Source organism: Rhizobacter sp. (assembly GCF_031412075.1).
GTDB lineage: Bacteria > Pseudomonadota > Gammaproteobacteria > Burkholderiales > Burkholderiaceae_C > Rhizobacter.
Genome location: NZ_JANOCG010000249.1, coordinates 1 through 24064, shown reverse-complemented (window position 1 = coordinate 24064; position 24064 = coordinate 1). Strand labels below are relative to the sequence as shown.

Below are 24064 nucleotides of genomic sequence, written 5' to 3'. Positions count from 1 at the left end.
CCCCGCATCGCGGGGCTTTTTTCATGCAGGCAGCCAGGGCAGCAGGTGCTGCGCCATGCGCTCGGCCGCGCCGCGGTGCTGCTCGGCAAAGGCCACAGCGCGGCGCGCGCAGGCCTCACGCTCATCGGCTTGATGGAGCAACGCCACCGCGCGCGCCACACCGTCGGCCATGTCGGTCACACGCAGTGACGCGCCGGCCGCGAGCGACAGCTCGGCGGCCTCGGCAAAGTTGAAGGTGTGCGGCCCCATCACCACCGGGCAGGCGCAGGCGGCGGCCTCGATCAGGTTTTGACCACCGAGCGGCGCGAAGCTCCCGCCCAGCAGGGCCACATCGGCCGCGGCGTAATAGAGCGGCATCTCGCCCATGCTGTCGCCAAGCCAGACGTCGGCCGCGTGTGCTGCGCCATCGGGTGATTCGCCCCACTGGCTGCGACGCGCCAGCGAGAGGCCCGCCGACTGCACCAGCCCCGCCACTTCATCAAAACGCTGCGGGTGGCGCGGCACGATCAGCAGCAGCGGCCGCCCCTCGGCGGGCAGCGTGGCCCAGGCCGCCAGCAGCATGGCCTCTTCGCTTTCACGCGTGACGGCTGCCAGTAGCACCGGCCGCGCGAGCAGCGCCCGCCAGGCCCGGCCGCGCGTGAGCAAGGCTTCGTCGGGTGTGATGTCGAACTTGAGGTTGCCGCACACCACCACCTCACCGGCACCCGAGTCGCGCAGGCGCCCCGCGTCGTCTTCGGTCTGCGCGAGCACCAGGCGCAACGATGCCACGGCCGGATGCATCAAGGCGGCCAGGCGTTGGCCCTTGCGGTGGCTTTTCACACTCAGGCGCGCATTGGCCAGCACCATGGGCACACCTGCGGCCTGCGCGGCGTGCATCAGGTTGGGCCAGATCTCGGTTTCCATCAACACACCCACCACCGGCTTGCACTGCGTGAAAAAGCGTTGCACCACGGCGGGTGTGTCGTAGGGCAGCCAGGCCTGGGCATCACCTTCGCGCAGCAGCGCCTGGCCGGCTTCACGGCCGGTGGCCGTGCCGTGTGTCAGCAGCAGGCGCAGGTGTGGCCGCTGCCTGCGCAGGGCATCGATCAGCGCGGCCGCGGCGCGCGTTTCACCGAGCGACACCGCATGCACCCACAGGGCGCCTGGCGCCGGCACCACGTCGTAGCGACCCAGGCGCTCGCCGATGGCGTGCCGGTACAGCGGCTCGGCTCGCCCGCGCCACCACAGCCGCATCACATAGAACGGCTTGAGCACCCACAGCACATCGGAGTAGAGGTCGCGTACGAACCAGCGGCCAAAGCCTGTCTTGCTCACGAGTGCCCTGCCCTGCGGACAACCTGCCACGTGGCCCAGACCAGGTCTACCTCGGGCGTGGGGTCGCGTTCCACAGCCACTTGATGGCGGTGCCCATGGGCCAGCTGAGGCCCCGTGCGCCAGGCCGTCGGGAAGTTGTAGAGCTGCACATGCGGCAGGTTCAGCGCCACGGCGATATGGCTCAGGCCGCTGTCGACACCGATCACGCCCTGGGTCGCGCCGATGTGGTCGACCAGCTCGTCGAGCGACATCTCGGGCCACACGACGGCGCGCGGCCCCATCGCCTGCGCCAGGTGCCGCGCTCGCGCCAGCTCTTCGGCCCCCGCGTGCGGCAAGGCCACGTGGTAGCCCGACGAAATCATGCGCAGGCCGAGATCGACCCAGCTCTCTTCGGGCCACAGCTTGTCGGCGCGCGAACTGCCGTGCACGAACACCACCGTGCGCTGCGCGGTGCGTGGGCCGTGGGCTTGCAGGCCGAAGTGCGGCGAGCCGCCCACGCGGTAGTTGAGGGCCCGCGCCGCCAGCTCGCGTGAGCGGTCGAGTGCGTGGATGTGGGGCTCGATCTCGATCGTCTGGTCGAGCAGCCAGCGCACCGGCCGCTCATACGCCGAGCCCTCGGTCTGGTTGGCCAGGCCAAAGCTCGGGCCGTTGGCCATGCGCGCGACCAGGGCCGATTTGGTGAGGCCCTGCAGGTCGAGCACGGCGTCGTAACGCTGCGCTTTCAGTCGATGGCGGAACGCACGCCACTCGGCACGCACCGCCGACGTCCACCACGCCTTGCGCCAGCGGCGCTGGGCACATTCGATGACCTCGTCGACGCCTTGCACACGCCGCACCAGCGGCGCGAAGGCCGGCTCCACCACCCAGTCGATGTGCGCGTTGCTGTAGACGCTCTGGATGTCTTGCACCACCGGCATGGCGTGCACCACGTCACCCAGCGAGGAAAGCTTGACGATCAGAACGCGCACTGACTCACTCAGCCGACGCCGGGCCGCCCCAAGGCGGCTGAGCGCCCCCTCGGGGGCAGGAACGCAGTGATGTGGGGGCTGTCATCCTAGTGGGCCGCAGCTGCCACCTGAGCGTCGGGTTTGGCGGCGATCAATGCGGCCATCATGTCGTGCTCGATGCGCTTGAGCGCTTCAGGCGTGTGACCCTCGAAGCGCAGCACCAGCACCGGCGTGGTGTTCGACGCGCGGATCAGGCCGAAACCATCGGAATACTCCACCCGCATGCCGTCGATGGTGATGATCTCTTGCGCGCCGGGGAAGTTGGCATTCTCCAGCAGCTTCTTCACCACCTCTTTCGGCTCGCCTTCGGCGCAGGGCACGTTCAGCTCGGGCGTGTTGTAGCTGGTGGGCAGGTTGTTCAGCACCTGGCTCGGGTTCTTGCTCCTGGAAAGAATCTCCAGGAGACGGGCTGCCGTGTAGGTGGCATCGTCAAAGCCATACCAGCGCTCGGCAAAAAAGATGTGGCCGCTCATCTCGCCGGCCAGCGTGGCGCCGGTTTCCTTCAGCTTGGCCTTGACCAGCGAGTGCCCGGTCTGCCACATCAGCGGCTTGCCACCGGCGGCGCGAACCGCGGGCGCCAGGCGCTGGGTGCACTTCACGTCATAGATGATGGTGCCGCCGGGGTTGCGCGAGAGCACGTCGGTGGCAAACAGCATCAGCTGGCGGTCGGGGTAGATGATGTTGCCGTCTTTGGTGACCACGCCGAGGCGGTCGCCGTCGCCGTCGAACGCGAGGCCGATGTCCGCGTCGGTGCTTTGCACGGTGCGAATCAGGTCGGCCAGGTTTTCTGGCTTGCTCGGGTCGGGGTGGTGGTTGGGGAAATCGCCGTCGACCTCGGAGTAGAGCTCGGTCACGTCACAACCCAGCGCGCGCAGGATGCCGGGGGCCGACGCGCCGGGAATGCCGTTGCCCGAGTCGACCACGATCTTCATCGGGCGCACAAGCTTGCAGTCGCTGACGATGCGGTGTCTGTACTCGGCCCCGATGTCCATCTGGGCCGAGCGGCCCACGCCGTGCAGATAGTCTTCGTTTTCCATGCGGCGGCGCAAAGCCTGGATTTCTTCGCCATAGATCGCGCGGCCGGCGAGCACCATCTTGAAGCCGTTGTAATCCTTCGGGTTGTGGCTGCCCGTCACCTGGATGCCGCTGTTGCAGCGGTACTTGCCACGTGTGGCGGCCACGTAATACAGCATCGGCGTGGTCACGGCACCGAGATCGACCACGTCGAGCCCCGCGTACTTGAGGCCCTTGATCAGCGCCTTCACCAGGCTGGGCCCCGACACACGCCCGTCACGCCCCACCGCCACGGCCTTCTCGCCCGCGATGCGGGCGGCGCTGCCAAAGGCCCGCCCGAGGTGCTCGGCAAACGCTTCATCGATGGTCGTGCCGACGATGCCGCGAATGTCATAAGCCTTGAAGTTGGACGCGGTGACTTGCATGCTGGGGGTCTCCTGAGGGTGGGGCGCATTGTAGAGACGCAAAATTCGCTCCAAGTGACAGCCTGGGACGTGTCCGAAAACGGCGAGTCTCGCTGGCGCCGCTGCCCATAATGGGGCGCATGACACTCGAACCCGACGCCGCCTACCAGGTCTTCAAGGCCCGCGATGCCCGCTTTGACGGACGCATCTTCGTGGGCGTGACATCCACCCACATCTACTGCCGCCCGGTCTGCCGCGTGCGCACACCCAAGCGCGAGAACTGCCGCTTCTTCAGCACCCCGGCCCAGGCCGAAGCCGAGGCCTTTCGCCCCTGCATGAAGTGCCGCCCCGAAGTCGCGCCCGGGCCAGGGCTGGCCTGGTCGGTGATGGACGCGTCGCGCACGCTGGCACGCCAGGCCGCGCAGTGGCTCGACCACCGGCTCAGCGACGAAGAAGCGCTCTCGATGACTGGGCTGGCCGATCACCTGGGCGTGAGCGACCGCCACCTGCGCCGCATCTTCGCCACCGAACACGGCGTCACACCGCTTCAATACCTGCAGACCCGCCGCCTGCTGCTCGCCAAGCAGCTGTTGACCGACACCCGACTGCCAGTCGCTCAAGTGGCGCTGGCCAGCGGCTACCGCAGCCTGCGCCGTTTCAACGCCGCGTTTGTCGAGAACTACCGCATGAGCCCGAGCCGCCTGCGCGACGAGGTGGGCGATGAAAATCCGCCCGACGATGAAACCCTCAGCGTGAGCCTGGGCTACCGCGCGCCCTACGACACCGCGGCGATGTTGTGCTTCCTGGGCCAGCGGGCGATCCCGGGGGTGGAGCAGGTCGAGGGCCTGCGCATTCGCCGCAGCCTGCGCGCCGGCGTGGTGGCGGCATCGGCCGGCTGGCTGGAGGCCGAGTTCATGCCCGAGACCGACACCCGCCCGCCGCATGTGCGGCTGCGCTTTGCGGCCTCGCTCGCGCCACACAGCGCGCGGGTGGTGGCGGCCGCACGCCGTTGGCTTGACCTCGACGCCTCGCCCGACGCCATCGACAGCAGCCTGGCCAACCTGCCCGGTGCACCCGGGCTGCGCCTGCCAGGCTGTGTCGACGCCTTCGAGATGGTGGTGCGCGCCGTACTCGGCCAGCAGGTCACGGTGGCGGGTGCGCGTACGCTGGCGCGGCGCTTTGTCGACCGGTTCGGCGAGGCGCTGGCCACAGCGTGGCCGGAGATCGAGCGCACGTTTCCCGCGCCATCCCTCATCAGCGAGACGCCCGTCGAGCAGATCGCCGAGCTGGGCATCATTCGCTCGCGCGCCGGCGCCATCGTGGCGCTGGCGCAGGCCTGGCCTCACATCTCACGCCAACTGCAATCGCAGCACACGCCTGAAGCGCTGATCGAAACGCTGTGCGCCCTGCCCGGCATCGGCCCCTGGACGGCGCACTACATCGCGATGCGGGCGCTGGGCTGGCCCGACGCCTTCCCGCCCAAAGACGTGGCCGTGCTCAACGCGATGAAGCCGCTTTTCGGCGTGAGCACCCAGCGCGAGGCCGACGCGCTGATCGACCGCTGGCGGCCCTGGCGCGCGTATGCCGTGCTGCGGCTGTGGAACACCTTGACTTCCTGATGGACAACAGACTTCAACCTCTCCCCCCATGTCCGTTCGGGCTGAGCCTGTCGAAGCCAGCGCAGTGCACGGCGCACCCTTCGACAGGCTCAGGACGAACGGAGCGCGTCGAACGCATGTCAAGAAAGAGCACCCCCATGACACCCACCCAATCCATCGCCCGGCGCTGCACCGCGCAGGCTCACTTCAGCTCGCCCCTCGGCCCAATCCTGCTCGCCCGCACCGAGGTCGGCCTCGCCGGCGCGTGGTTCGAGGCGCAGAAGTGGCACCCGGCAGAGCTGAACGCGCCCGAAGCAGCCGACGACCCGCTGCTGCGACGCGCCGCCGCTCAGATCAACGAATACTTTGCCGGGAGCCGCCCCCACTTCGACCTGCCGCTCGATCTGCACGGCACCCCCTTCCAGCAATCGGTGTGGCGCGCGCTGTGCGCGATCGACGTCGGTGCCACACAAAGTTATGCCACCGTGGCACGCAACATCGGCTTGCCACAAGCCGTGCGTGCCGTGGGCGCCGCCGTGGGCCGCAATCCCGTCAGCGTGATCGTGCCCTGCCACCGAGTGGTCGGCGCCAACGGCAGCCTCACCGGCTATGCGGGAGGGCTGGAACGCAAGCGCGCCCTGCTCGCGCTGGAAGGCGCCTTGTGAAGCGTGCCGACCTGCTGGAGCTGGTCACGCTGGCCGCACTGTGGGGCGCGTCGTTCCTCTTCATGCGGCTCGGCGCGGCCGAGTTCGGCCCGGTGGCCTTGTCCTTCGTGCGGGTGCTCGGCGCCGCGGCCTTCTTGCTGCCCCTCCTCGCCTTGCAAGGGCAGCTGGGTGCACTGCGCAAACACTGGCGGACCATCTTCGTGGTGGGCATCACCAACTCGGCGTTGCCCTTCCTGTGCTTCAGCTATGCAGCCTTGTCGATCAACGCGGGCCTGTCGGCGGTGTTCAACGCCGCCTCGCCCTTGTTCGGCGCGGTCATCGCGTGGCTGTGGTTGAAAGACAGGCTCACCCCGTCACGCATCGCCGGCCTGGTGATCGGTTTTGCCGGCGTGCTGTGGCTGGTGTGGGACCAAGCCGCATTCAAGCCAGGCGGCAGCGGCTGGGCGGTGCTCGCCTGCCTGGGCGCGGCCGTGCTCTACGGTTTTTCAGCCAGCTTCACCAAGCGCCACCTCACCGGCGTGCCGCCGATGGCGGTGGCCGCTGGCAGCCAGCTGTCGGCGGCGCTGTTCCTCGCCGTGCCGGCATGGCACTGGTGGCCGCAGGCCATGCCCACGGCCCAGGGCTGGCTCTTTGCGTTGGTGCTGGCGGTCGCGTGCACCGGGCTGGCCTACCTGCTTTACTTCCGCCTCATCGCCCACGTGGGGCCGGCCAATGCCATCTCGGTCACCTTTTTGATTCCGGTGTTTGCGGTGGTCTGGGGTGGCATCTTCCTGGACGAGCAGGTGAGCGCCGTGATGGTGCTGGGTTGTGGCGTCATCTTGTTGGGCACCAGTTTGGCGACAGGCCTGCTGCGATTGCACCAAATCGGTAAAATTGAACAAAATGAAAGGCGTTGAGCCTCCTCATTGGGGTTTAGCGCGGTAGCACATGAGTCGATAGTCCGGTGTACCAGCCAGCGAGCTGGGCGTCCCGACAACCTGCTCACTGCTCAAACCAGCCATGAACAACCTCAGTATCAAAACCCGTTTGCTCGGGCTCGTCGCCGCACTGTTGGTGCTGCTGATCGTCTCGTCTTACAGCACGGTGCACCGCCTGCACGCCAGCAATGCGGTGCTCGGATCGGTCTACAACGACCGCGTGGTACCGCTCAAGCAGCTCAAAGAAGTGGCCGACGGCTACTTCATCGGCATGGTCGACACCGCCCACAAGACACGCGACGGCGCGATGAAGCCCGAAGACGGACTCAAGACCCTGGCCCAGGCGCGCATCGCGATCGACAAGAGCTGGCAGGCCTACCTCGCGACCGAGCTGGTCGACGAAGAGAAGGCCCTGGTGGCCAAGATCGTGACAACCATGAAGGTGGCCGACGCCGCAGCCCTGCAGCTGCAAGCGCTGCTGAGCAAGAACGACATCGAAGCCCTGCGCGCATTCACAGCACGCGACATGTACCCGGCGATCGACCCGCTGGCCGACGTTCTCAACGCGCTCACCGAGGTGCAGCTGAAGGTGGCCGAAACCACCTACGTGCAGGCCCAGGCCGACTATGAAACCGTGCTCTGGCGCAACATCGTCATCTCGATCGTCGTCGTGGCGGGTGCGGCCCTGTTCGCCTGGATGCTGGTCAGCACCATCGTGCGCGGCATCGCGCAGGCGGTCAAGGTGGCCGAAACCGTGGCCTCGGGTGACCTGAGCTCCCACATCGAGGTCACCAGCAAAGACGAAACCGGCCAGCTGCTGGCCGCGCTCAAACGCATGAATGAAAGCCTGGTGAGCCTGGTCGGCCAGGTGCGCAACAGCGCCGACTCCATCGCCACCGGCTCGGCCGAGATCGCCACCGGCAACGCCGACCTGAGCCAGCGCACCGAAGAGCAGGCCAGCAACCTGCAGCAAACGGCAGCGTCGATGGAAGAGATCACTTCCACCGTAAAACAAAGCGCCGACACCGCGCGCCAGGCGACGCAACTCGCCGGCAGCGCCACCGCCGCCGCCACCCAGGGTGGCGTGGTGGTCGGCCAGGTGATCACCACCATGGAAGACATCAGCGCCAGCTCGCGCAAGATCAGCGACATCATCGGTGTGATCGACGGCATTGCCTTCCAGACCAACATCCTCGCGCTCAATGCCGCGGTGGAAGCCGCTCGCGCCGGTGAACAAGGCCGCGGCTTTGCGGTGGTGGCCGGCGAGGTGCGCACGCTGGCCCAGCGCAGCGCGCAGGCCGCCAAGGAGATCAAAAATCTGATCGGCGAAAGTGTCGAGAAGGTGGAGAACGGCTCACGCCTGGTGACCGACGCCGGCAAGACCATGGACGACATCGTCTCGCACGTGAAGCGCGTGACCGACCTGATCGGCGAGATCAGCAGCGCGAGCATCGAACAAAGCCAGGGCATCGGCCAGATCGGCGACGCCGTGGCGCAGCTCGATCAGGTGACGCAGCAAAACGCCGCGCTGGTGGAAGAGTCGGCCGCTGCTGCCGAAAGCCTCAAGCACCAGGCCGCGAGCCTGGCGCAAACGGTGGCGGTGTTCAGGCTGGCGTGACGGTGTTTTTCGCTCGCACCGCCTGACGCCGCACACGCCGCCACAACATCAAGGTGATGCCGAGGTTGAGTGCGTTCCATGCCACGCCATTGAGGAACGCGGCGTCGTAGGAGCCCGTCAGGTCGAACACCTTGCCCGACATCCAGCCACCCAGCGCCATGCCGAGCAGCGTGAACATCAACACCGTGCCCACACGCGCCCCGGCCTCGGCCGGCGGGAAGTGCTCGCGCACGATGATGGCGTAAGCCGGCACGATGCCGCCCTGGAACAGGCCGAACAGTGCCGAGATCAGGTACAGCGACACCAGCCCGTCGAAGGGGATGAAGAGCAGCAGCGCCACCCCTTGCAGCACCGAGCCGAGCAGCAGCGTGCGCAAGCCGCCGATGCGGTCGCAGATCACACCCGACACGAGCCGGCTGACGATGCCGCAGGCCAGCATCAGCGACAGCATCTCGGCACCTCGCGCCGCACCGTAACCCAGATCGCCGCAATAGGCCACGATGTGCACCTGCGGCATCGACATCGCCACGCAGCAGGCCACCCCTGCCACGCACAACAACGCCTGGGCCTGGCCGATCGAAAAACCGAAAGGCCGCGCCAGCAGCACCGGCGCGCCGGAAGCCACCGGCGCCACCACCGGGCGCGGCGGGCGCGGCCGCATCATCAAGGCCAGCAGCGGCAGGCTGATCACGCAAAACGCGCCGATGCCGAAGTAGGTGTGTCGCCAGCCCACGGCCTCGATGAAGTGCTGCGTGATGGGCGGCCAGATCGCCCCCGCCAGATAGTTGCCGCTGGCGCACACCGCCACCGCAATGCCGCGCCTCCGCTCGAACCACAGCGAGGTGTCGGCCACCAGCGGCGCAAACGTGGCCGAGCTGCCCAGCAAGCCGATCAGCACCCCATGGGCGACGCTGAACCACCAGATGTTGCTCGCTGACCCCGCCGCCACAAACCCCGTGCCCAACCCGACCGCGCCAATGAGCACCGGCACCATCACGCCAAAACGATCGGCCAGCCGGCCCATCAGGATGCCGCCCACACCGAAGCCAATCATCATGGCGGTGTACGGCAAGGAGGCGTCGGCCCGCGCCACGCCAAACTCGGCCTGCACCGAGGGCAAGACCACCGACACGATGTACATGCCGCCACTGCCGATGGTCATCAGCGCGAGCGTGACCATCAAGCGCATCCAGGCGTAACGGGAGTCGACGGTGTGGGGCATCGGCAGTGTGTGGCGGGTCAATGACTTGGAGCTTGAACGCGGCAAGAGTTGGCGGCTACGCGGGCTGCAGCCTATGGGACGGCCCTCCATTTGATGATGTAATGAGCAGCCCTCGGCGTGTGCCGACGGCGCCCCCCCAGGGACTCCCGTCGTCATGCCCGTTGTAGCAGTCGTCAATCGCAAAGGTGGAAGCGGCAAGAGCACGCTGGCCACACACCTCGCAGCTCACTGCGCGCACAGCGGCATTCCGGTGATGCTGGGCGATGTCGACAAACAGCAATCGACCCAAGCCTGGCTGCGGCTTCGTGCCACACAAGCCATCACTACCCCCGCGCCCATCGTCGGCTGGACGGTCGACCCGCGCAGCGTCTTGCGTGCACCGACCGGCGTGACGCACGTGATCCTCGACACCCCCGGCGGGCTGCGCGGCTTCGACCTCGCCCGCGTGGTGATGTTTGCCGATGTCATCTTGATGCCGGTGTGCAACTCGGTGTTTGACCGCGAGTCGGCCGCCGACTGTTATGCCGAGCTGCTGACGCTGCCACGCGTGGCCAGTGGGCGCTGCCAGGTGGCGGCCGTGGGCATGCGGCTCGACGCCCGCACCAAGGCCGATGAAGTGCTCAAGCAATGGGCCGACAAGCAGAAGCTGCCTTTCATCGGCGTGCTGCGCGAAACGCAAGGGTATGTGCGTTGTGTCGAGCAGGGCCTGACCTTGTTCGACATGCCGCCCGCCAAGGTCGAAGCCGACATGCTGCAGTGGAAGCCGATCCTCAACTGGCTGAGCCCAGTGCTGCGGCCGGCACCGGCTGCCGTCAAGGTGAAGCCCGCCGCCGCCTCGCCCGCACCCCACGGCTCGCGCGCCGACAGCCTCAAGCCGGCACAGGCGTCCTTGCTGGTGTACGGGAAGAGTGCCACTCCCAAACGTCCGAGTGGAGCGCCCACGCTGGCACCGGTGGCCGCCCGCCCCAGCATGTTCGACCGCGTGGGCAGCCTGCTCGAGTCCTGGGGTGTGTCGCGCTTCTTGCAACGCTGAAGCTGGCGCGGCGCGAGGCTCACGCCATGGCTGGGGTTCTCATTCAAACGCCTCGGGGTGTTGATCGGCGAGACCGTCCACATGGCGACAGATCGCGCCGGGCGTGGTGAACCAGACACCACCACGCTTGCGTTCAAGTGTGATGTGCTCGAGCGCGCGCCGCAGATGGCGCAGGCGGTAGGGTTGGCCCACCAGGTAAGGGTGCAAGGCAATGCCCATCACCAGCGGCTGGGCCCGCGCCTGTAGCAGCATCTCGTCAAAGTTGTCGATCACCATTTGCGCAAAGTCCTTTGCGTCCATCTGGCGGCCCACGATCATCGGGATGTCATTCAGCTCCTGCGGGTACGGCACCGACCACAGACGCTGGCCGCTGCGGGTACGCATGCACATCGGCTGGTCGTCGTGGCACCAGTTCATCGTGTATCGGTAGCCGGTCTCGGCCAACAGGTCGGGCGTGAGCCGGCTCTCCGAGATCCACGGTGACAACCAACCATCTGGCGCCACACCACTCTCGGCCTGCATGCGGCTGCGGCACATCGCCAGCAGCTCACGCTCGGCCGCTTCAGGCAGCCCACCCTGCCGCTCGGTGTTGCTGTGGCCATGGCCGACCAGCTCGTCACCTCGCGCCACAAAGGCCGCCACCAACTCGGGGCAGTGTTCATACAAAGAGGTGTTGATGAGCGCCGACGTGGGCAGGCCGAGCTGATCAAACAACTCCAGGCAGCGCCAGGCGCCGACACGGTTGCCGTACTCACGCCAGCTGTAGTTCAGCACGTCGGGCTGCGGCGACGTGGGCCCGATGCCCGCACCGAGCCCCTCGCCAAATGCGAAGTGCTCGATGTTGAAACCCAGGTAGACGGCCAGGCCCGCACCACCCGGCCAGCGATAAGGCATGCGGCGCGTGATGGGCCGGTAGCCGAAGCGGCCGTGGGTGGGCAGCGGGCCCGCGGTGGCGAGTTTGTCGAGACGCATGGTTTGCTCCAGCGCGGCAAATGCCGTGCAGCCACCTGAACTCAGCAAGACACATGCCTCGTGTGCTCGGGCATCATGCGCCACGACCACCATGCAGGGCCCGACGTGAACCACATCGAAACCGACTACCTCGTCATCGGCAGCGGCGCCTCGGGCCTGGCCTTCACCGACACGCTGCTCGACGAGACCGATGCCCACATCACCCTCGTTGACCGCCACGGCAAACCCGGCGGCCACTGGAACAACGCCTACCCCTTCGTCACGCTGCACCAACCGTCGTCGTTCTACGGCGTCAACTCGATGGAGCTCGGCAGCCGACGAACCGACACCATCGGCCTCAACAAAGGCTTGTACGAGCTGGCCTCGGGCCCCGAGATCAACAGCTACTTCGAGCGGGTGATGAACCAGAAGCTGCTGCCGAGCGGGCGTGTCAGCTACCACCCGATGTGTAACCACCTGGGCGACGGCCTGTTCGAGTCGATCCTGTCGGGCGAGCGCACCCAGGTGCAGGTGCGCAAGAAGCTGGTCGACGCCACCTACTTCAGCCCCAACGTGCCTTCCACCCACACACCGCGCTTTCAGGTGGACGCCGGCGTGCGGCTGGTGCCGCCCAACGCCTTGCCTGCGCTGTGGCACGGCCAGCGCGAAGGCGGGCTGCCGCGCCGCTTTGTCATCGTCGGTGCGGGCAAGACGGCGATGGACGCGGCTGTCTGGCTGATCAACGCCGGCGCCCACCCCGACAGCGTGCAATGGGTGATGCCGCGCGACTCGTGGCTGGTGAACCGCCTCACCACGCAGCCCGGCCCGGAGTTCTTCAAAGAGTCCATCGGCGGCCAGGCCGACCAGATGGAAGCCTTCGCCAAGGCCACGTCGATCGACGATCTGTTCCAGCGTCTGGAAGCCTTTGGGTCGGTGCTGCGTATCTACCCCGACCACACGCCCACGATGTTTCACCTGGCCACCGTGTCACCGGGCGAGGTCCAGGTGATGCAGCGCATTCGCGACCTGGTACGCCTGGGCCGAGTGCAGCGCCTGGCGCTCGATCACATGCAGCTTGAGCAGGGTCGTGTGCCTGTCGCGGCCGACACGCTTTTCATCGACTGCACCGCCTCGGCCGTCGAGCCAAGGCCCACGCAGCCGATCTTCCAAGGCGACAAGATCGTGCTGCAGTTGATGCGCCTGCCCTTGCCCACCTTCAGCTCGGCGCTCATCGCCTATGTGGAAGCGCACTACACAGACGACAACGAGAAGACCCGCCTGTGCAACCCGGTCCCCTTCCCCAACACCTTGCAGGACTACCCGCGCTCGATGATGGCCAGCATGATGAACCAGTTCCAGTGGTCGCAAGATAAGACACTGCGCCAGTGGATTCGTGACAGCCGGCTCGACGGCTACGGCAAGCTGATGACCGGCATCGCCCCGGAAGACACCGAGAAGCAGGCCATCCTGGCCCGCCTCAAAGAGCAGGCCAAGGCCGCGATGGCCAACTTTCCCAGATTGACGGCGGGCTAGGGCGAGCGTAAGACGCGGCGACGTGGCGGGCTCAGCCCGCGCAGCAACCCGTTGCCTTGGCTTGGCGAGATTTCTGCGCAGGCAGAGACAAGTCTTCCAGGATGGCGCAGTCGACGGCCGCGCCTCCAGCGCAGGCCGTGTCGCAGCTGCCGACGAAGCCAACGAGGCTGGCCTCCAGCTCCCGAAGCTGCTCAAGCTTGCGGCGAACCTCGACCAGGTGCAGGGCCGCAATCTCACGAACCTCGATGCACGGCCTGTCGGGTTCGTCGACGAGGCCGACCAGCTCTCGCACCTGATCGATGGAGAACCCGAAGTCGCGGCAGCGGCGAATGAACATGAGGCGCCGCAGGGCCGCCTGGCCGTAGTGGCGCTGGCCCGATCCGGTTCGGGCCGCTGGCGGCAGCAGCCCGATTTCTTCGTAGTACCGAATGGTGGGCACAGTGCAACCGGTTTGTTTCGCCACGGCGGCCCCGATGAAAAGACTCGATGCGTTCATCGCCAAGATGTTAGGGCCTGTTCACACGGAAGGAGCAACCGGCCCACAGCCGCACACCTTCTTGGGCACTTCGCACACTGCGCCGCATCCGGCAGTTGCCTGTGCGTTGCGAGCGGCACGCCGACGCCACCAAACCCACGCGCCGCCAGCCACCGCCAGCGCCAGCAACACGCCAGCCAATGGCAGGAGCTCGTCGGCACAGGCCAGCAGCGTGGCGCCGACAGCGGCGATTGCGGTCGACCCCGCAGCCAGCGCAACGGCGCCGCCCACAAGCGGCACTGCACAACACACGGCGCAGGCGGCCCCCACCCCCAAAGCTGCTTTCCAAGGTTTCATGTCGGGTCACTTCGATGCCTGGGCACAACGCCCACACCGACACGGTAAGACCTCAAGTGGCTTGAGGGTCAAGTGATCCAACGTCGAGGGGGGTCAAGCGTGTGCCGGCACCGGCCGCAGTTCGGCCCGCGCCTGCCGGATGACGGAGCGCGCGGCGGTCAGCGCCAGGATGCCCATGACGGCCGCCACTGCGAGGTCGGGCCAGGCGCTGCCGGTGCCGAAGACGCCCAGCGCCGCCGCCATCACCGCGAGGTTGCCGATGGCGTCGTTGCGGGTGCACAGCCACACCGAGCGCATGTTGGCGTCGCCTTCGCGAAAGGCGTAGAGCATTGCGGCGACCGACACGTTGGCCAGCAGCGCGAGCGCGCCGATCGCACCCATCGTCACCGGCTCGGGCACGGTGCCGGCGCTGGCCGACCACGCGGCCCGGCCGAGCACGAAGACACCGAAGGCGCCCATGGTCAGGCCCTTGAAGAGCGCGGCGCGCGATCGCCACGTGAGCGCCATGCCCAGCACCACCAGCGAGATGCCGTAGTTGGCCGCGTCGCCGAAAAAGTCGACGGCATCGGCGAGCAGCGAGACCGACCCCGCGCTCAGGCCACCGGCCAGCTCGATGGCGAACATGGCCGCATTGATGATCAGTGCCGCCCACAGCACGCGACGGTAGCGCGGGCCCTGGCTGGTGGGCGGAGGGGCGCAGCCGTGGCTGCAGCAGGAGTCGCTCATGACGGGCTTTCGGGTGAAGATGACGCATTGGAAACCCTGTAGCCACTCCAGAGTCAAGCGGATATGCTGATGTTGTGTTCAAAGAGACGGGGCGAGACCATGAAGATCGGCGAGTTGGGCGTGGCGGCGCAGACGCAGGTCGAGACGATCCGCTACTACGAACGCGAAGGCCTGCTGCCGCAGGCGCCGCGCAGTGAAGGCAACTACCGCATCTACGGGGCCGAGCACGTCGACCGACTGGCGTTCGTGCGGCATTGCCGCTCACTCGACATGACCCTGGACGAGATCCGCGTGCTGCTGCGTTTCAAGGACGACCCTCAGGCGGAGTGTGGCGAGGTCAACACCTTGCTCGACGAACACATCGGCCATGTGGCGACGCGCATCGGCGAGTTGAAGCAGTTGCAGAAGCAGCTCAAGTCATTGCGTGAGCAATGCGGCGGGGCGGCCGATACAGCCCACTGCGGCATCTTGAAGGGCCTCACGCAGTCGGCTCTGCCGACGGGCGGCAAACCTGCAAACGCGCATGTGCCCGGGGTTCACAAAAGCCGCCGTCTCGTGGGGCGAGCTTCGCCCCGCGAATGAGCCCGCGCTAAACCAGCTTGAGCTCCCGCGCGCGCACCAGCGCGCCCACCCGCGTGCCCACGCCCAGCTTGGCGAAGATGTTCTTCACATGCCACTTCACCGTGGTCATCGAGATCTGCGCTCGCGCGCTGATCTGTTGATTGGAAAGGCCCTGGGCCAGCAGCACCAGCACTTCCAGCTCGCGCGCGGTCAGCGCGTCGACCGCGTGCGCGGGTGCGCTCTGGCGGGCCTCGGCGCGGCCGAGTGCGGCGCCGAACACGCGCAACACACGCTCGGGCATCAGGCGGCGCATCTGCGGCACCTCCAGCGCAGCGATCAGCACCTGGTGAAAGCGCGGGTTGTCGTCGAACCAGCTGCGTGACGGCGCGTGGCCACGCGCGCGCATCAGCGACTGGTGCAGGCACTGCAAGGCCTCGTCGCGCGCGCCCGTTTCCCACAGGCTGCTGGCCAGAGCCGCTTCGACGGCATGCAGGCGCAGCACGTGGCCCGCAGCCTCGGCGCTGGCGCGCAACACCTGCAGGATGTCGAGCGCTTCGGCATGGCGTTGTTCATGCGAAAGCAGCGCGGCCCGGGTCATGCCGCGGCGTTCCCAGGCTTCGTCGTAAGGGCGTGGCGCCTGCCACTCGCAGGCATCGACCAGACCAAACTCCGCCGCCACGTCGCGCGCCCGCGCCGGCTCGCCCATCGCGAGCCACAACCGCACCTTGTCGAAACACACTTGCGCCGCAAAGCGCCGCTCGTGGCTGCCTTCCAGAATGCCGTGCAGGTAGTCGAGCAGCCGCATGGCGGCCTCGGGCTCGCGCTCGGCAGCGCGCACCCGTGCGAGCGTGCGGGTGGCGGCCGTCAGCGTCTCGTAGGTGCCGCCGGCCTCGACCACCGGCAGCAGCTCTTCGCACAAGGCGCGCGCTTCGGCCAGGCGGTTGGTTTCGTAGCGCAGCACCGCGAGTGCGGTCGCGCCATTGGCCCAGGCTGCATTGCGTGGGCCGTTGCGCAGGCCGGCCCACAGTTGCTCGACGCGGCGCGAGGCCGAGCCGAAGTCGCCCTTGGCGCGCTCCACCAAGGCGAGCACGCTGCTGGCATAACCCTCGCCGTAGGGGCTGATGGGCTGCAGGATTTCGCGCGCGCGCATGGCCAGGCGCCACGCTGCATCGAAGCGGTGGGCGCAGAACATCGCGTAGGCGCGGTTGACGAGGTAGAGGCCGCGCAGTTGCGCATCACCATCGGTTTCGTCTGCGGCGGGCGGCTCGTCGTTGAGCGCCTCGTACTCGCCGCTCAGGGCTTGCAAGATTTGCTGCAGCGTGCGCAAGTGGAAGCCCGAGGCCGTGCCGCCCTCGGACAGCCGCCGCAGCATGGCGTGGGCCTGGTCGAAACGGCGACACAAGGTCAGGCAGGTGGTGTAAGCCACGCCCAGCGCAGGCCGGGCCAGCATCTGCTCGGGCGGCAGCCGCTCGCACCACCGCACCACCTCGGCGATGTCGCCCGACTGTTGCCAGCGCAACGCGGCCCGCTCGACCAGCTCGGCACACCAATCCACTTCGCCCGACTTGAAGGCATGGGCCAGCGCTTCGGCAAAACGCAGTTGCCCGGCGTACCAGCGGCTGGCGCGTTCGTGCAGCGCGCGCTGGCGCGCCGGGTCGGCGGCGAGGCGGCTGCGCAGGAAACCATGGAACAGCGGGTGGTAGCGGAACGCAAGCCCGTGGCTGTCTTCCGCGATGACGAACAACTGGCCACGTTCGAGCTTTTCGAGCACGGCCTGCGAGCCTTCGCGGCCGAGCAGCGCGTCACACAGCTCGCCGGTCATTGCATCGACTAGGCCGGTCGAGACCAGGAAGTTTTGCAGTGGCGCATCTTGTTCGCTCAGCACTTCGCGTTCGAGGTAAGCGGCCATGTCGACGTGGCCGCCGTCGAAATCGGCGAGTGCGGCGTCGAGCTCTTTCGGTCGCGCCGCGGCCGCGAGCAGGCCGAGCTTCACGCCCGCTGTCCAGCCCTGCGTTGCTTCGACCAGCCGCTCGGCCTGGGCGCGGCTCAGCGTCGCGTCCATCAGCTTACGGCCGAGCTGCAGCACCTGGCCTGCGTCGAAAGCCAGGTCGCCGCCGTCGAGCGCCTCCAGCTGATCGCGCAGCCGCCACGCCGGCAGGTTCAGCGCCGGCAGGCAGCGCCCGGCCAGCACCCAGTGCACCCCCGGGGCCGAGGCGACCAGCAGCGCATCGAGCAGGCGCATGCAGGCGCTGTCTTGCGCCCAGTGCACGTCGTCCACCACGATCAGCAGGTCGCCACTGCGCTGCGCCAACAAGGTTGGCAGCGCCTGCACCGGCGCGGCAGGTGGCGCAGCGTCAGCTGCACTCAGGCTGGCCAGCAGGCGGGTCGCCAGCGCATCGGGCCCGGCCAGCGGCCCATCGAGCGTCAACCACGCTGCCACGCGCCGCTGCCGGCTGCGCCGAAACCACTGGGTGAGCAGCGTCGTCTTGCCCGAGCCGGCGGGCGCCGCCACCACCACCAAGCGCAGCTTGGAGGCAGCGTCGAGCCGCGCCATCAAGGCGGGGCGCGAAACGCTGGAAGGCGCAAGCAGCGGTGGCTCGGTCGTCGTGTCGGACATCGCGGGCGGCTTCTCGGGGAGGGTGAACCCTAGGCCAGCAAGCGCTGGGTGGGGTGGTTCCCCCGGAAGGCGCGCGAGTGTAGCTGCAGGCCCGTGTTGGTACTCCACCGCCCCCTCCCTGCGGAGGGGGCGCCACGCGAATGTGCTTCCTACGATGCCCTTCGCGAGCCGGTACCGTCTTCTTGAAACGACTGCCGGCCGCACACCCACAAAGAGAAAAGGAGACACCATGCACGAGCTTCCGATGCCCGACCGTCGCAGGCCCCTGGCCCGCCTGCTGCTGCCCCTGCTGGGCCTGGTCACGGCCCTGTTGTCGGCGCCGGCTGCGGCCCAGGCGCCCTCTTTCGCGCAGTTCGAGAGCGGCCCGGTGCGGCCAATGGCGATGTCGCCCGACCGCAGCCGGCTCTTCGTCGCCAACACGCCCAACAACACGCTCGACGTGTTCAACATCACCGGCGCCGCGCCGCAGCTGGTGGCGCGTGTGCCGGTCGGCCTGGAGCCAGTGGCCGTGGCCGCGCGCAACGGCAACGAGGTGTGGGTGGTGAACCACCTCTCCGACAGCGTGAGCGTGGTCGACCTGAGCGGCACGCCGCGCGTGGTGCGCACGCTGCTGGTGGGCGACGAGCCGCGCGACATCGTCTTCGCCGGCAACCCCGAGCGCGCCTTCATCACCACCGCCCACCGCGGCCAACACCGCACCGACCCGTCACTCTCCGGCGTGCCCGGTGCCGGTGACCCGCAACTCACCACGCCCAGCATCGGCCGCGCCGATGTGTGGGTGTTCAACACCAACAACCTGGGCACTGCCTTCGGCGGCCTGCCGCAGCGCATCATGAGCTTTTTCAGCGACACGCCGCGTGCGCTGGCGGTGAGCCCGGACCGCAGCACCGTCTATGTGGCGGCGTTCAAGTCGGGCAACCAGACCACCACCGTGCTGCAGCCGCTGGTGTGCCAGGGCTTCGTCTCGTGGCTGCCCTGCATCGGGCAGAACGGCAAGATCATGCCGGGCGGCAACCCCGGCCCCAAGACCAACTTCGAGGGCAAGAAGGCGCCCGAGGTGGGCTTGATCGTCAAGTTCAACAAGGCCACCGGCAAGTGGGAAGACGAGTTGCGCCGCAACTGGAACAACGCGGTGCAGTTCCGCCTGCCCGACCAGGACGTGTTCGCCGTCAACGCCAACACGCTCTCGCAGACGGCGGCGCACAGCGGTGTGGGCACGGTGCTGTTCAACATGGCCGTCAACCCGGTCAGCGGCAAGGTGTATGTGTCGAACACCGAGGCCATCAACGAAGCCCGCTTCGAAGGCCCGGGCACCTACGCCGGCCACACGGTGCAGGGCAAGCTGGCGCAAACGCGCATCACGGTGATCTCGGGTTCGACCGTGTCGCCGCGCCACCTCAACAAGCACATCGACTACAGCAAGCTGCCGAGCAACCCGAGCTTCGACTGGACGATGAAGCAGCACTCGCTGGCCATGCCGCTCGAGATGGCCGTCACCGGCGACGGCCGCACGCTTTATGTCGCAGCCTTCAGCTCCAGCCGCATCGGCGTGTTCGACACCGCCGAGCTCGAAAGCGACAGCTTCAACCCGCGCACCGCCAGCAGCCGCTACATCGAAGTGGGCGGTGGTGGTCCAAGCGGCCTGGTGCTCGACGAAGCACGCGGCCGGCTGTACGTCACCACACGTTTCGACAACGCGGTGAAGGTGGTTGACCTGGCCTCGCGCGCCACGCTGGTGTCGGTGGCGATGAAAAACCCCGAGCCCGCATCGGTCACCGCGGGTCGGCCCTTCTTGTATGACGCACGCCGCTTCTCGGCCAACGGCGAAGCCTCGTGCGCCAGCTGCCACACCTTCGGCGACATGGACGACCTGGCCTGGGACCTCGGCAACCCGGACGACCGGGTCACCCACAACCCGATCACCAAGAACCTGTCGTCGACGCTGGAAGTTGCGCTCGGCAAGCTGCTGTTCGGCGTGACCTCGCCCGTCAACGGCAGCGACAACGCCAACGAGTTCCACCCGATGAAGGGGCCGATGACCACACAGACGCTGCGCGGCATGCGCAACTCCGGCGCCATGCACTGGCGCGGCGACCGCGCGACCGGCATCTTCGGCAACAGCGGCACCGACAGCAACCTGTCGTTCAAGAACTTTGCCGTGGCTTTCGAAGGCCTGCTCGGCGGCACCGCACCCTTGAGCGAAGCCGAGATGCAGACGTTTGCCAACTTCCAGATGCCGGTGATGCTGCCGCCCAACCCGATCCGCAAGCTCGACAACTCGCTCACGGCATCACAACAGCGCGGCCACAACTTCTACACCGGCTCGCGCCCCTCCGACGGCATCGACGTCGGCCCACTCGGCGGCCTGATTCCGGGGCAGACGGCCTTCACCTGCGAAGGCTGCCACCGCCTCGACCCGGCGGCGGGCTTCTTCGGCACCGGCGGTCGCTCCAGCTTCGAGGGCATCACACAGATCGTGAAGATCCCGCAGCTGCGCAACATGTACCAGAAGGTCGGCATGTTCGGCTCGCCCAAGGTCGACTTCTTCCGCGCGCCCGACACCGGCTTCGTGGGCAACCAGGTGCGCGGTTTCGGCTTCGTGCACGACGGCGCGGTCGACACGCTGTTCCGCTTCTTCACGGCCAAGGTGTTCGACCCGCAGCTCACGGTGGGCTTCCCGCTCGTCAACCCCGACGGCACACGGCGCGACGTGGTCGACTTCATGATGGCCTTCGACAGCGACCTCGCACCCGTCGTGGGCCAGCAGGTCACGCTGACCGCCACCAACGCCGCCGCTGTGTCGGGCCGCATCAACCTGCTGCTGCAACGTGCACAAACGCCTTTCACCTCGAAGGAACTGGGCGGCGTGACCACCGAGTGCAGCCTGGTGGCGCGTGTGGTCGAAGGTGGTGTGTCGCGTGGCCTCGTCTTCAACCCCTCGGCAAACGCATTCGTCGCATCCGACGGCAGCCAGCGCAGCGATGCGGCCGTGCGCGCACTCGCCAGCGTGCCAGGCCAGGAAGTGACCTACACCTGCGCGCCGCCGGGCTCGGGCTCACGCATCGCGTTCGAATCCTGAGGAGGGGCGTTGGGGGCGGGCCGGGAAGTTGGCTGAAAATCGGGCTCCTACGGGAGCATCGATGCCCACTTCCAAAGCCCGCCCCGCTGCGGCATCCCCCACGCAGCACCCAGCCCGCGCGAGCCAAGACCCCGACTTGCTGCGCCGCCTGCTGCGCGCCAAAGATCGCATGGACGCCGCCTCGCACGAGGCCTGGCCGGTGCAGCGGCTGGCCGGCGTGAGCGGTGTTTCCGAAGCCCACTTCGCGCGTTCGTTCAAGCAGGCCTTCGGCACCCCGCCGCACCGCTACCTGCTCACGCGCCGCATCGAGCGGGCCAAGGCGCTGTTGCGCGACACCGACCTGCCCATCACCGAGATCGCCTTCCAGACCGGCTGGGAAAGCCTCGGCACCTTCGGGCGCACCTTCCGCGACATCACCGGCGACAACCCGGGCTCGGTGCGCTTGCTCGCGCGGGGCAGCCCGCACGAGTTGGGCCGCGTGCCGGCCTGCATCGTCAGCGCGGCCCACCGGCCCGATCTCACGACCGCAGTTTCGGAGAAGCGGCGCCGCGAGGCTGCCGGTATAAACGGCTCTGGCAAAAAGGAGCTGTGATGACCCAAGGTGTTCAAGTGGTTGGTTTGTACGTGCGCGATCAAGACGAAGCGCTCAACTTCTATGTCGAGAAGCTCGGATTTCGTGTCCACACGGAGGTGCGCAACGGTGACTACCGCTGGCTCACGGTGCAACACCCGGACCAGCCCTCGTTCCAGCTCGGCCTGTTCACCCCCGGCCCGCCGGTGCTCGACGCGGCCACGGCGCAAGCCCTGCGCGCGATCGTGGCCAAGGGTGCGATGCCGCCGCTGGTGTTGAGTGTGGACAACTGCCGCATGGCCTACGAGCAGATGCTCGCGCGCGGGGTCGAGTTCACGCAGGAGCCGACCGACCGCTACGGCAACGTCGACGCTGGCTTTCGTGACCCGTCGGGCAACGGCTGGAAGATGATCGAGTCAGGTCGCTGAGGAAGCCACATGACGAAACAAGCACCCATGAGCACCGAGTCTGCCTCTGCCCTGATCGACGAGAAGATCGCAGGCCTCGCCGACTGGCGCGGCGAGAGGCTCTCTCAGCTGCGTGAGCTGATCCAGGCGGCGGTTCCCGGTGTGGTCGAAGAGTGGAAGTGGGCGGTTCCAGTGTGGTCGCATCACGGGATCGTCTGCACCGGCGAGACCTACAAGAAGGTGGTGAAGATGACCTTCCCCAAGGGCGCCTCGCTGACCGACCCGTCGGGCCTCTTCAACTCCAGCCTCGAAGGCAAGGTGAGGCGCGCCATCGACTTCCATGAAGGCGACAAGCTCGACAAGAAGGCGCTCACGGCCCTCTTTCGTGCCGCGGCTGCGGCAAACAAGCCCTAGCCGACACGGTGTCGGCGCACGGGCACGCGCCGCCCCGTGGCTGCCAAGGCGCTCGGTGTGGCCTGTTTCACACACCCGTGCTCTTTCTGATTGAGCCGGGCCGGTGACCCGGGATACCCTTGCGCCGCTGCCGCTGAGGGGCAGCGATTTCTCATACCAAAGTAAATCAACCATCGGGAGGATCCATCTTGTTTCTGCGAACCATCGCGCTCGTGTCCGTCACACTGTTGCTTGGCGCCTGCGCAGCGCCCATGCGGGTCAGCATGCCCCCGGAACAACGCTCCAAGATCACCGAACTCAAGGCCCACGTGGTCGTGGTTCAAGACGAGGTGATCGCCGCGGTGCAGCCGTCCAACGTGAGCGTGGCCACCGGCGGCGGCCTGATCGGCGCCATGATCGACAGCTCGATCACGAACAAGCGCGTCAAGGAGTCACAGCAAGTGCTCGGGCCCTTCTACGCGTCGATCGAAGACGTGGACTACCGCAAGGAGCTCAACGAGACGATCCGGCGTGATCTGGCCGGCTACCCCATCAAGGTGGCCAAGGTCGACACCACGCCGCTTGCGCTCACCGACGCCCAACTCACGCAGCTGCGTGAAACGCTGCCCGCTGGCCAGGCCCTGCTGATCATCTACCCGCGCTACTTCCTGACCATGGACTTCCGCAGCCTCGACGCCGAGGCGGTGGTGAGCATCTGGGTCAAGGGCGGTGTGGAAAACAAGCCGGTGCAACGCGGGGTGCTGTACTACCAGTCGCAGCCCGTCGGGACGGGCGGCAAGGACTCGATCGTGAAATGGGGGGCGCAGAACGCAGCACTCTTTCGCAACACCCTGCGTGAGTCGATGGCCGAGATGGTTCGCCTGATCCTGCTCGACATCAAGCTCGCCGATGCACCCTCGGCCAAGCCTGAAGAGTTCAAGACCTACACCTTCAACACCGGCGCGTCGCAAGGCGAGATCAAGGGCCAGCCGCTGGGTGAAACAGCCACGCGCACCCTCGTGTTCGGGGCCGACAAGAAGCTCTACTCCTTGCCCAAGATCACCAACACCACCGCCGCCGCCGCCGGCCTGTGAGGAGGAACACCACCATGAAAAAAATCAACACCTTGTCGAAGATGATCGGCGCTGCGCTCCTGGGCTTGCCCCTGTTCGCCCACGCTCAGGCCGCAGCGCCCGCTGCCGGCCCCGCCCCGGTGGAAATGAAGTACGACTGGAGCGCTCGCGAAGTGCCGGCGCCGGCGGCGCTGACCGGCACCTGCCCGGTTCATGTGGTGCCGACCGAAGACGCACGCCAGAACAAGGAAACCCTGGGGGTCTCGATCGGCGGCCCGCTGCTGAGCGGTGACGCAAGCCGATGGGCGTCTGATGGCCTCGTCAACCTCAAGAGCTACGGTTTCGCGGTCGATGAAACCACCAGCACGGCCCCGCCCGCCCAGGGCATCACCATCAAGACCAGCCTCACCCGCGCCTACACCTGGCAGGTCGGCCTGAAGATCTTCAGCATGGTGGCCCTGAAGGCGCAGTTCATCGACAAGAACGGCGTGCTGCAAGAGAAGTACTACCGCGCCCACGGCGACAAGAC

Annotated in this window: 21 protein-coding genes; 13 read left to right on the top strand and 8 right to left on the bottom strand. The window is 67.3% G+C overall.

Annotation, left to right across the window (positions count from 1 at the left end; all coding sequences use genetic code 11):
* Positions 1-21: 21 nt before the first annotated feature.
* The 3 genes from RMO40_RS08810 to RMO40_RS08800 form a co-directional block, all read right to left on the bottom strand.
* On the bottom strand, positions 22-1233 hold the full coding sequence (locus tag RMO40_RS08810) for a glycosyltransferase N-terminal domain-containing protein (RefSeq protein ID WP_309719307.1): 1212 nt from the start codon (positions 1231-1233) through the stop codon (positions 22-24).
* Positions 1234-1310: 77 nt separating this feature from the next.
* Entirely contained in the window at positions 1311-2282 is a 972-nt protein-coding gene (gene waaC / locus RMO40_RS08805) for a lipopolysaccharide heptosyltransferase I (protein ID WP_309719223.1), read from the bottom strand.
* A gap of 86 nt (positions 2283-2368) precedes the next feature.
* Complete coding sequence (locus tag RMO40_RS08800; RefSeq protein ID WP_309719220.1) at positions 2369-3760, bottom strand: phosphomannomutase/phosphoglucomutase; 1392 nt, start codon at positions 3758-3760, stop codon at positions 2369-2371.
* 119 nt (positions 3761-3879) lie between these two features.
* Between RMO40_RS08800 and RMO40_RS08795 the strand changes: the two genes are divergently transcribed.
* The 4 genes from RMO40_RS08795 (at position 3880) to RMO40_RS08780 (ending at position 8537) form a co-directional block, all read left to right on the top strand.
* Positions 3880-5358 (top strand): Ada metal-binding domain-containing protein, encoded by a 1479-nt coding sequence (locus RMO40_RS08795; RefSeq protein ID WP_309719217.1) that lies wholly within the window; start codon positions 3880-3882, stop codon positions 5356-5358.
* Positions 5359-5495: 137 nt separating this feature from the next.
* Entirely contained in the window at positions 5496-6002 is a 507-nt protein-coding gene (locus RMO40_RS08790; protein WP_309719215.1) for a methylated-DNA--[protein]-cysteine S-methyltransferase, read from the top strand.
* Positions 5999-6898: an EamA family transporter gene (locus RMO40_RS08785; protein ID WP_309719212.1), complete on the top strand. Its 900-nt coding sequence runs from the start codon at positions 5999-6001 to the stop codon at positions 6896-6898. The genes RMO40_RS08790 and RMO40_RS08785 overlap by 4 nt, the downstream gene beginning before the upstream one ends.
* Before the next feature lie 103 nt (positions 6899-7001).
* Positions 7002-8537 carry a methyl-accepting chemotaxis protein gene (locus RMO40_RS08780; RefSeq protein ID WP_309719209.1) on the top strand — a complete coding sequence of 512 codons (1536 nt, stop codon included), beginning with the start codon at positions 7002-7004 and terminating at the stop codon, positions 8535-8537.
* On the opposite strand, the gene RMO40_RS08775 is transcribed toward RMO40_RS08780, so the two are convergent.
* Entirely contained in the window at positions 8524-9759 is a 1236-nt protein-coding gene (locus tag RMO40_RS08775; RefSeq protein WP_309719206.1) for an MFS transporter, read from the bottom strand. The genes RMO40_RS08780 and RMO40_RS08775 overlap by 14 nt on opposite strands.
* A 154-nt stretch (positions 9760-9913) precedes the next feature.
* Here RMO40_RS08775 and RMO40_RS08770 point away from each other — a divergent pair, with 154 nt between their 5' ends.
* Positions 9914-10792: a nucleotide-binding protein gene (locus RMO40_RS08770; RefSeq protein ID WP_309719203.1), complete on the top strand. Its 879-nt coding sequence runs from the start codon at positions 9914-9916 to the stop codon at positions 10790-10792.
* Between the two features lie 39 nt (positions 10793-10831).
* Here the strand turns inward: RMO40_RS08770 and RMO40_RS08765 are convergent, their stop codons facing one another.
* Complete coding sequence (locus tag RMO40_RS08765; protein WP_309719201.1) at positions 10832-11764, bottom strand: polysaccharide deacetylase family protein; 933 nt, start codon at positions 11762-11764, stop codon at positions 10832-10834.
* Positions 11765-11869: 105 nt separating this feature from the next.
* Here RMO40_RS08765 and RMO40_RS08760 point away from each other — a divergent pair, with 105 nt between their 5' ends.
* Positions 11870-13276 (top strand): NAD(P)-binding protein, encoded by a 1407-nt coding sequence (locus tag RMO40_RS08760; protein ID WP_309719198.1) that lies wholly within the window; start codon positions 11870-11872, stop codon positions 13274-13276.
* Between the two features lie 31 nt (positions 13277-13307).
* On the opposite strand, the gene RMO40_RS08755 is transcribed toward RMO40_RS08760, so the two are convergent.
* Positions 13308-13772: a helix-turn-helix domain-containing protein gene (locus RMO40_RS08755; protein ID WP_309719196.1), complete on the bottom strand. Its 465-nt coding sequence runs from the start codon at positions 13770-13772 to the stop codon at positions 13308-13310.
* Positions 13773-14201: 429 nt separating this feature from the next.
* Positions 14202-14834 carry a cation efflux transmembrane domain-containing protein gene (locus RMO40_RS08750; RefSeq protein WP_309719193.1) on the bottom strand — a complete coding sequence of 211 codons (633 nt, stop codon included), beginning with the start codon at positions 14832-14834 and terminating at the stop codon, positions 14202-14204.
* 99 nt (positions 14835-14933) lie between these two features.
* On the opposite strand from RMO40_RS08750, the gene cadR reads away from it, so the two are divergent.
* A complete protein-coding gene (gene cadR / locus RMO40_RS08745) occupies positions 14934-15416 on the top strand; it encodes a Cd(II)/Pb(II)-responsive transcriptional regulator (protein WP_309719190.1) in 483 nt (160 codons plus the stop codon).
* Between the two features lie 7 nt (positions 15417-15423).
* Here the strand turns inward: cadR and RMO40_RS08740 are convergent, their stop codons facing one another.
* The gene (locus RMO40_RS08740; protein WP_309719187.1) at positions 15424-18012 is read right to left on the bottom strand and encodes a winged helix-turn-helix domain-containing protein; all 2589 of its coding nucleotides are present in this window, start codon (positions 18010-18012) and stop codon (positions 15424-15426) included.
* A 229-nt stretch (positions 18013-18241) separates the two neighbouring features.
* Here RMO40_RS08740 and RMO40_RS08735 point away from each other — a divergent pair, with 229 nt between their 5' ends.
* The 6 genes from RMO40_RS08735 to RMO40_RS08710 form a co-directional block, all read left to right on the top strand.
* The gene (locus RMO40_RS08735) at positions 18242-21091 is read left to right on the top strand and encodes a hypothetical protein (RefSeq protein WP_309719184.1); all 2850 of its coding nucleotides are present in this window, start codon (positions 18242-18244) and stop codon (positions 21089-21091) included.
* A gap of 61 nt (positions 21092-21152) precedes the next feature.
* Positions 21153-21683 (top strand): helix-turn-helix domain-containing protein, encoded by a 531-nt coding sequence (locus RMO40_RS08730; RefSeq protein ID WP_309719182.1) that lies wholly within the window; start codon positions 21153-21155, stop codon positions 21681-21683.
* Positions 21683-22090, top strand: a complete 408-nt coding sequence (locus RMO40_RS08725; RefSeq protein WP_309719180.1) for a VOC family protein — start codon at positions 21683-21685, stop codon at positions 22088-22090. The genes RMO40_RS08730 and RMO40_RS08725 overlap by 1 nt, the downstream gene beginning before the upstream one ends.
* A gap of 9 nt (positions 22091-22099) precedes the next feature.
* Positions 22100-22483 (top strand): DUF1801 domain-containing protein, encoded by a 384-nt coding sequence (locus tag RMO40_RS08720; protein WP_309719177.1) that lies wholly within the window; start codon positions 22100-22102, stop codon positions 22481-22483.
* Between the two features lie 188 nt (positions 22484-22671).
* The gene (locus tag RMO40_RS08715) at positions 22672-23556 is read left to right on the top strand and encodes a hypothetical protein (RefSeq protein WP_309719174.1); all 885 of its coding nucleotides are present in this window, start codon (positions 22672-22674) and stop codon (positions 23554-23556) included.
* A gap of 14 nt (positions 23557-23570) precedes the next feature.
* A partial coding sequence (locus RMO40_RS08710) for a hypothetical protein (RefSeq protein WP_309719171.1) occupies positions 23571-24064 on the top strand: 494 nt, incomplete at its 3' end.